General features: G+C 60.0%; 12 protein-coding genes. 1 reads left to right on the forward strand and 11 read right to left on the reverse strand.

Annotation, left to right across the window (positions count from 1 at the left end):
- Positions 1-23: 23 nt before the first annotated feature.
- The 10 genes from KUA11_RS01085 to KUA11_RS01135 all read right to left on the reverse strand — a co-directional run bounded on the left by KUA11_RS01085 (position 24) and on the right by KUA11_RS01135 (position 8,581).
- Positions 24-1,226, reverse strand: a complete 1,203-nt coding sequence (locus KUA11_RS01085; RefSeq protein ID WP_254454593.1) for a porin — start codon at positions 1,224-1,226, stop codon at positions 24-26.
- Positions 1,227-1,373: 147 nt separating this feature from the next.
- Complete coding sequence (gene ureG / locus KUA11_RS01095; protein ID WP_217408827.1) at positions 1,374-1,988, reverse strand: urease accessory protein UreG; 615 nt, start codon at positions 1,986-1,988, stop codon at positions 1,374-1,376.
- A complete protein-coding gene (locus KUA11_RS01100; RefSeq protein ID WP_217408889.1) occupies positions 1,985-2,680 on the reverse strand; it encodes an urease accessory protein UreF in 696 nt (231 codons plus the stop codon). Before KUA11_RS01100 ends, ureG begins: the two co-directional genes overlap by 4 nt.
- A complete protein-coding gene (locus tag KUA11_RS01105; protein WP_217408828.1) occupies positions 2,673-3,185 on the reverse strand; it encodes an urease accessory protein UreE in 513 nt (170 codons plus the stop codon). Before KUA11_RS01105 ends, KUA11_RS01100 begins: the two co-directional genes overlap by 8 nt.
- Positions 3,185-4,891, reverse strand: a complete 1,707-nt coding sequence (ureC, locus tag KUA11_RS01110) for an urease subunit alpha (protein ID WP_217408829.1) — start codon at positions 4,889-4,891, stop codon at positions 3,185-3,187. The genes KUA11_RS01105 and ureC overlap by 1 nt, the downstream gene beginning before the upstream one ends.
- Positions 4,888-5,232: an urease subunit beta gene (locus tag KUA11_RS01115; protein ID WP_217408830.1), complete on the reverse strand. Its 345-nt coding sequence runs from the start codon at positions 5,230-5,232 to the stop codon at positions 4,888-4,890. The genes ureC and KUA11_RS01115 overlap by 4 nt, the downstream gene beginning before the upstream one ends.
- A complete protein-coding gene (locus tag KUA11_RS01120) occupies positions 5,216-5,518 on the reverse strand; it encodes an urease subunit gamma (RefSeq protein ID WP_166313397.1) in 303 nt (100 codons plus the stop codon). Before KUA11_RS01120 ends, KUA11_RS01115 begins: the two co-directional genes overlap by 17 nt.
- A gap of 45 nt (positions 5,519-5,563) precedes the next feature.
- Complete coding sequence (locus KUA11_RS01125) at positions 5,564-6,388, reverse strand: urease accessory protein UreD (protein ID WP_368040901.1); 825 nt, start codon at positions 6,386-6,388, stop codon at positions 5,564-5,566.
- 72 nt (positions 6,389-6,460) lie between these two features.
- Positions 6,461-7,528 (reverse strand): agmatinase, encoded by a 1,068-nt coding sequence (gene speB / locus KUA11_RS01130; protein ID WP_217408831.1) that lies wholly within the window; start codon positions 7,526-7,528, stop codon positions 6,461-6,463.
- A gap of 132 nt (positions 7,529-7,660) precedes the next feature.
- Positions 7,661-8,581 (reverse strand): LysR family transcriptional regulator, encoded by a 921-nt coding sequence (locus KUA11_RS01135; RefSeq protein ID WP_217408832.1) that lies wholly within the window; start codon positions 8,579-8,581, stop codon positions 7,661-7,663.
- A 195-nt stretch (positions 8,582-8,776) separates the two neighbouring features.
- On the opposite strand from KUA11_RS01135, the gene KUA11_RS01140 reads away from it, so the two are divergent.
- A complete protein-coding gene (locus KUA11_RS01140; protein ID WP_254454594.1) occupies positions 8,777-10,432 on the forward strand; it encodes a purine-cytosine permease family protein in 1,656 nt (551 codons plus the stop codon).
- Positions 10,433-10,776: 344 nt separating this feature from the next.
- On the opposite strand, the gene KUA11_RS01145 is transcribed toward KUA11_RS01140, so the two are convergent.
- A complete protein-coding gene (locus KUA11_RS01145) occupies positions 10,777-13,377 on the reverse strand; it encodes a cation:proton antiporter (RefSeq protein ID WP_217408833.1) in 2,601 nt (866 codons plus the stop codon).
- Positions 13,378-13,480 lie beyond the last annotated feature (103 nt).

The following is a 13,480-nucleotide window of genomic DNA, read 5'->3' on the forward strand; positions in this document are numbered from 1 at the left end:
TGATGTCCTCGGGTCGGTTGGCGTCAGTACTGGAACTGCATGCCCAGAAGAAAGGCGTTCGAGGCCCGCGTGCCCATCGGCTTGTAGCGCACGTAATCGAAGGTAAAGCGCAGATTGTGACCATCCATCACATAGTTCGCGCCGGCATCGAACTGTGTGGTTTTCGGATGCCCCGCCCCGTACATATCCTTCTTGAAACGGAACTGCTGATAACGCACCAGCGGCTGGATGCGCCCCCAGCCAAGCTTGTAGGGGATCAGGTAGGCCGTACTGGCCAGAAACGCCGTGCCGTCGTTAATGCCGCCGACATTGCCATAATCGGGAGAACGCTGCCCGTGGCCCGCCGCGATGTCTTTCACGCCGTCGGTGTAATACTGGTAATACGCACCTTCCAGAGTATAGACACCGTAGCGCGCGTCAGGACCGATTTTCTTCTCGAACAGACCGTCGATGTTCCAGGCTTTGTAGTCACCCTTCTGCTGCGCCGTACCTACGCCATCGGTTTCGTACTGACCGGCCAGACCGATCGCAAGAATGTCGGCTTTTCCGTAATAGGTGCTGGCCGTGTAATAGGCAGGTGACGGTTCGGGATCGAGAAAATTGTATTCCAGACGGGCTGCAAACAAAGGATGCTCGCCTCGGTTGGACGCATCGCGCTGCCAGTTATGGCCCCGATAGACACCCGCAACGTAGCGAAAATGATCCTTCATCAGCTTGCCCCACACCGCAAGACCATCGTCACGGCCGGACCATGCGCCGGGATACTGGGACACGATGGGAAAAGCATAGGTGCTGAGAAAGTATGGCCCGTCGAGATTGGAGCGATCACTCGGAGTCAGCATCCGACCGCCCCAGACATTGAAAGCTTTCCACGGTTCGACCTGAAGGATGCCGTCGAGCACGTTCCAGTTGCCATCGCGCAGCCGCTCGAGATTGAGCGTCGCCTTGACGTATTTGTGGAACTGCGCACCCATATAGACACGAAAATCGCTTGCGCTCGCAGCGCTCGAATTACTCGGCGTCGCGGCCGGATCCTTGCTGAGATACTGGGCTCTCACACCGACACCCAGTGTGAAGAACTGGTCCTTGCCAAAATTGACCGTCACAGCAGCGCGTGACTCTGTGGGAGCCAACGCGCTGAACGCGGCACAAATCGACAGAATACTTCCGCACCTGAGCAGGTTTTCTTTTCGGCTCATCGAGAACCGCGACGCAAGCGCAATCATGAACATCCTCCCGTGGCCGCAGTCACCAGTTGGCGACAGGAGAAACATTACGAAAACGAATCGTAATCGCGGGATGCGTGAAATTACTTAGAGACGGACATTTCTCCGCTGACGTGATGAAAACACCCCATCACTCCAACGAATGTTTCAGAGCCCGCCTTGCTCAATGATGAACTGGGCAATGTCTTCCACGCCCTCACCTGCGCGGATGTTGGAGAACACGAAGGGCCGCTCCCCACGCATGCGGCGGCTGTCACGGTCCATCACGCCAAGATCGGCCCCGACATAGGGCGCAAGATCGATCTTGTTGATGACCAGAAGATCGCTGCGCGTAATCCCCGGTCCACCCTTGCGCGGGATTTTGTCGCCTGCCGAAACATCTATGACATAAATGGTTAGATCGGCAAGTTCGGGGCTGAAAGTGGCCGCAAGATTATCACCGCCGCTCTCCACCAGCACGATATCCAGCCCCTCGAACCGATCCGTCAGTTCCGCAATACCCGCAAGGTTGATGCTTGCATCCTCACGGATCGCCGTGTGCGGACATCCTCCCGTCTCGATGCCCATGATGCGCTCGGGCGGCAGCGACCCGGCGCGTGTGAGGAACTCCGCGTCCTCACGTGTGTAAATATCGTTGGTGATGGCCGCAATATTGTAATCATCGCGGAACCGGCGACACAGCGCATCCATCAGCGCCGTCTTTCCGGTGCCTACTGGTCCCCCAATACCCACACGCAGTGGACCGTGCTTTGCCTTTGTCATGTCCTGAACAGCCTCGTTTCCTGAGTTTCATGATGCATGGCCGCGAGATCGGAACAAAAGCACGCGCTTCCCACGTCTTCCAATGTCCGGGTCAGCGCGTCCTGTGCCGCTTCCAGCAGCACATCTTCCAACCGCGCAAGTGCGCGCAATCCATCCGTCTGCCCCAGCGGCACCAGTCGCACGGCGGCAGAAACAAGGGCCGCCACTGCGGCATACCCACCCGACAGCAGCGCCTGCTTACACGCCACCGCCCCACGACGAAACACGAGCCCCTGCACGACCGGCAACGGCCACCGTACACCGGCAAGTTCGGCTTTTGTCGGGACTACGTCCCACACATCCGACGCCTTCAGAAAAGCCTCACCCTGATAAACCGTCTCTTCATAGCGTTCCCGCGAAGACGCACAGGCGCAGGCAAAATCGGCAATAGGACGCAACGCCGTCATGTCATGCGCCGCCTCCCACGCCACACGCAGGAAAATCAGGTCATTACCGATACTTCCATGCCGAAGCAGCGCACTCACCCACGCAATCAGCGTGTCCACATCGCGCACATCGCCCTGCTCAACCGCCCATTCCAGCCCATGGCTATAGGCATACCCCCCTGTGGGAAAAGCAGGAGAAACCCATGACAGAAGACGCAGGAAATCCGCCCCGTCCGTCGAACCGGTCCCGCCATGTCTGTCAGTCATGGGAATGCGAATGACCGTGCCCATGATGGTGATAATGCTCTCCACCATGAGTGTGATCGTGGGAAGCCGCACGCGCCGTATAAGCCCCGCTTTCTGGATCGAACGGCGCCTCGACCTCATGCACATGGCCACCCAGTCCACGGATCATGTCGGCGATCACATGATCCTGCCGCACGAGGATACGATGCGCATAGATCGCCGCCGGAAGATGCCGGTTTCCCAGATGCCATGCCAATCGCATCAGATGCAGCGGATCATGCGCCGTCACTTCCATCAGCTTTTCCGGCAACGCTTCCACCCGCACGATGCGTCCATCGTCGAGCTTCAATCCGTCACCGGCCTGAAGCAGGCGCGCATGTTCAAGCTCCAGCAGCACCTTCTCGCCTGAACGCAAACCCAGCATCATGCGCCTACGATGCCGTCCTTCGTAATCGGCGGCGAACACATCCACCGCCTGCGCAACATCCCAGCTTCCTGCTGGTAGAATCTCGATCACACGGGTCATCAAAACAGGAAATACCTCTGGGCCATGGGCAGGATTTCGGCAGGTTCGCAGGTCAGCAGCACGCCGTCCGCACGGACTTCGTACGTCTCGGGATCGACCTCGATATGCGGCATCGCGTCGTTGTGGATCATGCTGCGTTTGCCAATGCCGCCACGCACGTTGGACACGGCCGACAGAGGCTTTCTCAGCCCAAGCTTCTGCCCAATGTCATCTTCAAGTGCCGCCTGTGAGACAAAAGTCAGACTGGTGTGCGTCAGCGCCCCGCCATAACCCCCGAACATCATGCGCCCATGCACAGGCTGCGGCGTCGGAATGGAGGCGTTCGGATCGCCCATCATGGCATAGACAATAGCCCCTCCCTTGATGACCAGATCGGGCTTTACACCGAAAAACGCGGGTTCCCACAAGACAAGATCAGCAAGCTTGCCCACTTCGATCGAACCGACCTCATGCGACAGGCCATGCGAGATGGCCGGATTGATCGTGTATTTCGCGATGTAGCGTTTCACGCGGGCGTTATCCGCCGCGCCATCGCCCGGCAACGCGCCGCGCTGAAGCTTCATCTTGTGCGCCGTCTGCCACGTTCGCAACGGCACCTCACCCACACGCCCCATGGCCTGACTGTCTGAGGACATCATCGACAGCACGCCCATGTCGTGAAAGATGTCCTCCGCCGCGATGGTCTCGCGCCGGATGCGGCTCTCCGCAAACGCAATGTCCTCAGGCACCTGTGGGTCAAGATGATGACACACCATGAGCATGTCGAGATGCTCATCCAGCGTGTTGATCGTATAGGGCCGCGTCGGGTTGGTGGAGGACGGCAGCACGTTCGGTAGCCCCGCCACACGGATGATGTCGGGCGCATGACCACCGCCCGCGCCCTCCGTGTGAAACGCATGGATTGTGCGCCCCTTGAACGCGGCGATGGTGTCCTCCACGAAGCCACTCTCGTTGAGCGTGTCGGTGTGGATCATCACCTGCACATCCATGCGATCCGCCACGCTCAGACAATTGTCGATGGCCGCAGGGGTCGAGCCCCAGTCCTCATGCAGTTTCAGGCAGCACGCTCCCGCGCGCACCATTTCCTCCAGCCCATCCGGGCGCGAAGCATTGCCCTTGCCCGCAAACGCCAGATTGACCGGAAACGCCTCCACTGCCTGCAACATCCGCGCCAAATGCCAAGGGCCCGGCGTGCAGGTGGTCGCCGCCGTGCCGGTGGCCGGCCCCGTGCCGCCGCCCAGCATGGTGGTGACGCCTGAAGCCAGCGCCTCCTCGATCTGTTGAGGGCAGATGAAATGAATGTGGCTGTCGATACCCCCCGCCGTAAGGATCTTCCCCTCACCCGCGATGATTTCCGTGCCCGGCCCGATGATGATGTCCACACCCGGCTGAATATCCGGATTGCCCGCCTTGCCAATGGCCGCGATCCGCCCGTCCCGCAACGCCACGTCCGCCTTGACGATACCCCAGTGGTCAATGATCAGCGCATTGGTGACGACAGTGTCCGCCGCCCCATCCGCGCGCGTGACCTGCGATTGCCCCATGCCGTCACGGATGGTCTTTCCGCCACCAAAGCGCACTTCTTCTCCATAAATGGTGAAATCTTTCTCCACCTCCACCAGAAGCGCCGTATCGGCCAGACGCACCCGATCTCCGGTCGTGGGGCCGAACTGGCCTGCGTAATCATGCCGGGAAAGCCGCGTCATTTATCCACACTCCCCATGACATCACCCCGAAAGCCGACCGCCCGCCGCAAGCCCCGGAACGGCACCAGCGTGACCTCACGTTCCTGTCCCGGCTCGAAACGAATGGCCCCACCGGAGGGCACATCCAGACGCCAGCCCAGCGCCTGCTCACGGTCGAACAGAAGCGCTGGATTCACCTCGGCGAAATGATAGTGGCTGCCCACCTGCACAGGCCGGTCACCCGAATTGACCACGCGCAACGTGCGGCGTGGCTGGCCTTCGTTGAGAGCGATATCGCCCTCTGCCACGAGGATTTCCCCCGGCACCGCGCCATCGGGAAGAGGATCAGCGTATCGGGTCATGCACCGTCACCAGCTTTGTGCCATCGGGAAACGTCGCTTCCACCTGCACATCGTGAATCATCTCGGCCACACCGGCCATGACCTGCTCGCGTGTCAGCACACGACCACCGCTGGCCATGAGTTCCGCCACGCTCAATCCGTCACGCGCACCTTCCACAACATGATCGGTGATGAGCGCCACGGCTTCGGGGTAGTTCAGGCGGACACCGCGCTCCAGTCTCCGACGCGCCACCATCGCCGCCATGGAGATAAGCAGCTTGTCCTTTTCCCGGGGAGTAAGCTTCATGACCCGATACAATCCCTTCCGCTCAGTTTCATTGTGCCTATACCCTCACGACCGCCATGTGGAAGGCGGGGCGCGTCCTTCCCGCAAAAGCGGCAGAATATGACGCAACGCCACGTCCAACGCCCAGCCACCGGCCGCAAGTCCGCGCAGCACCAGCATCCCGTTCCAGGCGGAGGCCGCGAAACCGGCACATTCCGGTTCGCGAAGTCGCGCGCGTACGGCATCAAGAAGCGTCATGGCGTCTGGCGCGATTAGCACGACCGTCGCCACGGCCACATTACCGCCCGCGACCGCCGCCTGCTTCAGCAGCGCGGTGACATCATCACTCTCCAGCTTGAGCGTATCTTCAAGAATCAACCGCCCATCTCTGCGCACGGAAAGACGGTCACGCACCGACAGTCGCGTGAGATGCTCACCCGAACCCGTACGACCAAAAATGCGGCTTTCCAGAAAGAGGAATGAGGAAGAGGGCGCCATCTCCACCGTCATGTGGCGGTGCAACTGGCTGCCATCGAAAAAGATGGTACCATGCGGCAGCCATTCCAGCCGCGCGTCCGGCGCGATGCGACAGGCAACCTCAACTTCCGAAGACCCGTCATCGGGGCGGGCGCGATAAATCCGCTCTGCTGCCTGTGATGTGACCAGAAGGTCCGTCCCCTCACCACATATGAGACGACCTTCAATGCGATCCCCCGCCGCCATGCCGCCGGAAATGTTGACGGTGGCGGCTTCCATGCCCGCGCCCGTGATGCGCGGAAACAGCAGGCGACAGCAGCCTCTCTGCTCCAGATCGGCCATGCGCGTACGGCTGCCGTCAGCCTTGACCTCCAGCCCGAACCGTCCTCGTGCGCGCTGGAGTGTTGTCGTCACTGGTTCAGATGTCCTGTCTGCGGTGGCCGCACCCAGCCTACAACCGGAAGCGGCTGCCACCGTTGCGTAAAATCACGTAGTGGGCGCGTGATCCCTACGGGCCGCCGGGAAACGTCCGGCAACCAGGCTGAAGAGTTCAAACAGCACCTGCGCGCCCGCCTGCGCTGTGTTCGTTGTGGTGTCGTATTGCGGTGCGACTTCCACCACATCTCCACCCACAATGTTCAGCCCATCCAGACCGCGCAGAAGCTCCAGCGCCTCCCGGGTGGTGAGGCCGCCCACTTCCGGCGTGCCTGTACCGGGCGCGAAAGCGGGGTCCAGACAGTCTACATCGAAGGTGACATAGACCGGCCCTTCGCCCACCACGCGACGCACCGTCTCAATGATCGCCTTTGGCCCGAGATGCGGCACCTCTTCGCCATGGATCACGGTCATGCCGGAATCTTTGGAAAACTCCCATAGATATTCCGAAGACCCGCGTATGCCGATCTGCACACATCGCGCCGGATCCAGCACACCTTCCAGCACGGCATGACGGAACGGGCCGCCATGATGGAATTTCGCGCCTTCGTAATCTCCACTCGTGTCGCAATGGGCATCGAAATGCACCATGCCAACCGGACGCTCTGCGCCCACAGCCCTGAGAATGGAATAGCTGATGGAATGATCGCCACCGACGGACAGCGGAATGACGCCCGCCTGCACAAGCGGCTTATAGAACGCCTGAATATCCTCATGGGACTGTTCCAGACTGAAGCGGCTGCGGAATGGCACATCGCCAATATCCGCCGCCTTGCACAGCGCGGCAGGCTGGCGGTGCAGCACATGCTCGTACGGACCGATCCGCTCGATATCGCGAACAGCGCGTGGTCCGAAGCGTGAACCGGAACGGTTGGTCACGCCCAGATCCATCGGCACACCCACCACGGCCACATCCAACCCGTCGAAGTCCGGCGAGGACGCAGCGTTGGGCATATAAGGCAACCCAAGAAAGGTCTGCACGCCGGAATAGGGCTTGGAGCGCCCGCGGCCAGCAGAGAACTGCCCTTCCGCTACGGCGCGGAACTCGGGATCGAAGATCTGGCTACCGGACGCTCCACCATACTTCCTGCGCAGTTCGGCAAGTTTCGTCTCGTTCATAGCACCGTATCTCCAGATGAGAGGTGAGCGGATGAGCGTCGGGAAACGCCCTCATTCTTATTCATTCCACCACAGCAACACATCGGGAAAAATCCGCACGTATGGAAGTTCAGTTCGATTCCGATCAACGTATCAGGCGGAAACCACAGGTGGGGTCTCTAGATGCACCATGGCGAGATCATCCAGAAAGGCACGCGCGATCTCGCTGACATGTCGCCTCTGACGAGTCACCACCGAAAACGTCACTTCATAATGCAACTGCCGAGGTGCCAGAGGCGCCATCAATCCCTGCCGAACATAGGTCTGCGCGAAATGCTGAGGCAGGAACGCAAGATGATGCCCTGAGAGCACCAGCATCGCCAGTGCCTCCATATTGTCCGCAATCGCCGTGACGTGACGCGGAGGCGCGGAAAACAATGAGTCTGGCAATGGGTAACTGCGCCAGGCCCACTCACACTCCCACGCTTCGTCCATTGTCACGCTGTCTGCCCGCCCAAACAGTGGGTGCTTACTGCCGCAATAGGCCACCTGCCGCTCCAAAAACAGCGGCGTGAAATGCAGATTGGCGCTCCGGTTCCAGAAATAGCCGATGGCGATGTCCAGTTCGCCATTCATCAATTGCTCTTCCATCGCACCGGGTGAGCACACGGTCACGATCATCCGCACAGCCTGATCGCGCTTGCGGAAACGGGCGATGGCATGGCTGATGCGGCTGTTTTCACTGAACGGCGTGTGCCCGATCATGCCGATGCGCAGATTGCCCACCAGCTTGCGGTCCATGTTGCGGGCCTGCATCCCGAACTCTTCCACCGCACCGATCAGATCCCGCGCCAGCGCCTCGAACCGCTCCCCCTTGGCAGTAAGTCGAAAGCCGCTGCGCCCCCGCTCGCACAACCGGAATCCCAGCCGTGTTTCCAGCGTGGCAAGCTGAGTGCTGATTGTGGATTGCCCAACATTGAGTGTGCCTTGCGCCATGGAGATGCCACCAGCGTCCACAATGGCCAGAAAAACGCGGATCAGCCGCAGATCAAGATCGCTCAGAGCGCCCAGCATTGGCCTTCAACATCGATTGAGATCAATGCAAGGATCATAGATTCGACATTCTTTCTGTCAACGCGAAGCCCCTACCGTCGCACGACACAAGGAACACGTTCTCGGATTATGACACATCAGCGCCAGTATGCCCGATTTGTCGTTGCGACATCGCAATATGGTGAGGCATCATGATGCTTTCTCCACGGACATGTCATGACACGGGAGATGACCATGGGCCGCCCGCTCGCTTTTCACATGACACAGCGCAACCTGGGCACCCCCGCACGCCCCGAAACATCGATCCGGGTCGATCCGTTGTCACCCGATGCGGGTGATCCGTTCCTTTTTCATGACGCGCCAACCGCGGAGACCCTTAGTATGACCACCGCCAGCGCAGAGCGTGACCGCAGCGCTTCCCTCGGATTGAGCAGCATAGAAGCCCGCTCCATCGATTATGTCCCCGAAAGCGAGCGGCATGGTCGTGTCGCCGATCAGGGGCCTTTCTGGTTTCTCGGCAACTTTCAGTTCTTCACCATTGCCATCGGTTTTGTCGGTCCCAGCATGGGCCTATCACTGGGCTACACCGCACTGGCGGCGGTCATCGGCATTTTGTTCGGCACGCTGTTCATGGCGTTCCATGCCTCGCAGGGCGCGGAACTCGGCCTGCCCCAGATGATCCAGTCCCGCGCCCAGTTCGGCTATCGTGGTGTGACGCTGGTGCTTTTGGGCACACTCGTCACGTTCCTTGGCTTCAACGTGGTGGATGTCGTGCTCGTTTCAGGCGGGCTGCACGGCATTTTCGGATGGAACGCAACCGTTGTGGGTCTTGTCCTGACCGTGACCGCCACACTTCTCGCCATCTACGGTCATGACTGGCTGCACCGGATCTTCAAGCTCTGCTTCATCGCCTGTCTGCCGCTCTACACCATTCTTACCATCGCCATCCTCACCGGCCACGCAGGCGGCACGACACCCACTCTGGGCGGATTTTCATGGGTGGCGTTCGTCGGCCAGATCGCCGCCAGTGCAAGCTACAACATCACCTACGCGCCCTATGTTTCGGACTATTCGCGTTATCTCCCACGCAACACACGGCCTGCTTCCATCATCATGGCGGTGATGTTCGGCGCTTCCAGTTCCGCCATCTGGCTCATCATTCTTGGCGCTTGGCTGGCCACCCGCATGGGCGCGTCCGACGGTCTGGTGGCTCTGCACGATGCCGGAAACGCCATCCTGCCCGGTTTTGGCGCACTCATGGCGCTCGGCTCCATCAGTGCAATGATCGCAACGATGGGCCTGAACGCCTATAGCTGCATGCTGACCGTGCTGACGGGCGTGGATGCCTTTTTCCCGCTGCGCCCCACACGCAGCGCGCGCATCGTCACCCTTGTGATCCTTGCCGTGGCATGGACGTGGATTTCGCTGCTCTGTCCGGACAATGCCATCGACCTTCTCTTCGCCACACTGACCATCATGCTCTACCTGCTGGTGCCGTGGACAGCCGTGAATCTCGTGGACTATTTCCTGGTCCGTCGCGGGCATTACGCCATCACCAACCTGTTCATTCCCGGCGGCATTTACGGAAACTGGGAATGGCGCGGGATTGCGGCCTATGTGCTCGGCTTTCTCGCCACTGTGCCGTTCTTTGTGCTGCCCGGTCTCTACACAGGTCCAATCGCCAAAGCCCTTGGGGACGTGGATATCGGCTGGCTGGTCGGACTGGTCGTGGCGGGCACCGCCTATGCGCTGATGAGCCGCTCCATTGACTTGCAAGCCGAGAAAACTGCCATCGTCCAAAGTGAGGCCGATCTACGCACTCTGCCATTACACGAGGCTCTTCCCGAAGAGATGGCTCTACCTGTCGGGTAAACCGGACACGAGATCTGTGGCGCTTTACCTTATGAAGAGCGTCACAGATGCTTTGCTTCTTTTTGTCTAAGACAATCAGCGTGGCTCGGTGAGGCTTGTGCCAACCAGTCGGTCGCTCCCACCATCTCTTTCCGACTAACCGTCAATGCGTGGCACGTTACTCACCTGCGGGTTGGAAGCGCGTCTTGCACTTCCGCCCGTGGCCTCATGTTTTTCATCGGCACATGGTCATGAAGGAAGACGTATTATCTTCCCTCTGCTCACAAATTTTCAGAAAAATCTGAAATCCAGTGATGCGACATTTTCACCTAAATGATCCCCCCATCCCTCACCACACAGGGAGCTTACTCTCTCCCAACCTGTGACAGGTTGCTGTCGAGCATGATGGAAGCATCCGCAGCCTCCTCATCGGTCCCGTCCATATTCTCCGGATCGGGTTCCTTTTCCTCCGCCTGAAAACGCAGCTTTTGCAGGTTTGCGCGGACAACCGGATAATCCTCGATCAATCGGGCAAAGCGCGCCGCCGAGATCACCAGCATATGGCTGAAACGCAGAGCGCGCACGCTCCCCGGCATGGGACGATTTTCCATCGCCTCGGTCGCACCGATCAGATCGCCCGCCCCATATCGGATGTCCTGTTCGGGCAGATGCATCTCCGCCAGACCGGCGCTCACAAAAAAGACCGAATGAACTTTGTGCCCGCGTTTGAGAATGACCTGCCCCGGCGAAGGAAAACGCAACGAGGTGGTCATCGCAAGATCGTGCAGGGCCGCAGTCGGCAGCCCCTCGAAAACCGCAGCATGGCGAAGACGTGCCTCGACATTGTTGCGCAGATTGAACGTCATCGGGCGATCCAGCCGCTGACGACGACGCTCCACATCACGATGCAGTTCTCGGAACAACTCATCACTGATGAGAGATTCCGAGTGCAACGTGTCGAACTCCTGATTCTCCAGCCGCAGCACAATCTGGCGAAAAATCCGGTTCTCAAGCGCTTCGGCATAACCCGGATAATGCAGACGCAAGGTGGACAGTGCCTCGTTGAGCATCTTGCGCTGCCGAGCTAGAATCTCAACCACGATCTCGCTCACACGGGAACCGAGCATCGGCTCCATCCGTTCCTGCAGAAAACGGTTGAGCGAGATGGACACGAGATGCGCCACCATCAGCATTTCGAACCGTTCCGCCATGCAACTCATCAGCGGACGGTCGTAATGGAAGCGATTGTGGATTTCCTGCGCGATACGGAACTTCAGCGACGGCTGAAGGCGGCGACGCAAAGCCTTCGTGTAACCGAACCGCCCTTCCAGCCGCGCGCCATCTACCATCGCATCCGCCGTGCGCAGAAGGTTTTCCATCACCGCTCGCGACAGTCCCTGAATCCGGAACAGATCCAGCAGGATCGAGCGCTCCTGATTGGCAATCGTGATGAGCGCGAGCGTGATGCGCTGGCGGTCCCCCAGATCGGTGTCGAAGGTGTTGACCGACTGCTCCTCGTGACTGCGCACTTCCAGCGCATCCACCACCGAGCGCGTCGCATCCGCAGAAAAGCCGAGTTCCTCACCCGCTTCCTTCGCCTTTCCCGCCACCTTCTCAAGCGCGATGCTGAGAATCTGATGACGCTGGGCCTGATCCATGGGCGAAAGCTGGTCGAGCCGGAAGAACAGAACCACCGAGCGCAGCGTCGTGCCGTTGACCAGCAGCGTGATGAGCACGAATCCCGTCGCGATGATGCCGATGAAGTGCGCGACCGGGGTGGAAACGTGCTGGTTCTCGGTCACGGCCAGAGCCAGAGCGAGCGTGATCGCGCCGCGCAAACCACCCCACACCATTGTCACCTTGAAGGGCGTGGGCACCGGCGGGGCAAGCCGCGTCATGGCGAGGATAGGAAGCAGGCCGAACACGACCATGCCACGCGCCACAAGCCCGGCCACGCTGGCGATCAAGATCAGCACGATGTCCCAGCGCGTCATGCCCACCAGCAGACGCGGAATCAGCATCGACGCCAACACGAACACCAGCGACCCGGCCCAGAACACCAGTTGCTGCCACAGTTCATTGAGGAACCGCCATGTTTGCGGCCGAAACGTGGAGGGGCCGTAAAGAGACAGCGTCAGACCGGCCGCTGCTGTCGCCACGACGCCGGAAATGCCGATCACCTCGTCACAGAGAATGTACACAATGTAGGGCAGCGCCACTGTCAGCGTGGTTTCGGCGGCGGGAGCATTTCCCAGCACAGCGATCATGTAGAGCATCAGCCGCGCGCCTGCGATGCCCACCAGAATCGCACCCACGAAGGAAATGACGAAAGACAACGCCACGCTGCCGACATGGATGGTCTGGTGCGATGTCACCGCATCCAGCAGCACCGCGAAAATGGAAATGGCAGCGGCATCGTTCAGAAGGGCTTCGCCTTCCACCAGACGGGTCAGGCGAGCCGACGCCCCGATATCGCGGAAGATGCCCGCCACCGCGGACGGATCGGTCGTCGCCACGATGGAGCCGAGAAGCAGACATACGATCAGCGGCATCTGGGCAAAGGGCAGCAGCGCCAGCCCGATAGTGGCGGTCGAGACAATGACCGCCACGACTGCGAGCAGAAGCACGGTTGCCGCCTCATCCGCCAGACGGCGCACGTCAATGACCAGCGCCCCCTGAAAGACAAGGACAGGCAGGAACACCAGAAGGAAGACTTCGCTGCTGACAGGAAAATCGAGCAGCGTCTCCGCTACACCGTTGATTGCGCTGCCTGCCACCCCGGCCAGCCGATCCGTGTAGGTGCTGCGGATGACAAGATCCGCGCCGCCGCCGATCACGATGCCGACAAGCGCCAGAAGAACCGTTTCCGAGACCTCCAGCCGGCGGGCCACCGGCTGGACAGCACTGACGATCACCAGCAGCAGCGCTGTCGCAAGCAGTACTGCCGCCAGACCCGTCACTTCCATTCGGTCGCCCCTTTCCGTCTCCCACCGCGATTCGCCATTACGAAACCGCAACGCCCGCCTTTGAGCATATCATTCTGAAGATATGGATTCATTCAGGCAGTCT

Origin of the sequence: Acetobacter estunensis (genome assembly GCF_019083805.1) — a bacterium.
Lineage (GTDB): Bacteria > Pseudomonadota > Alphaproteobacteria > Acetobacterales > Acetobacteraceae > Acetobacter > Acetobacter estunensis_A.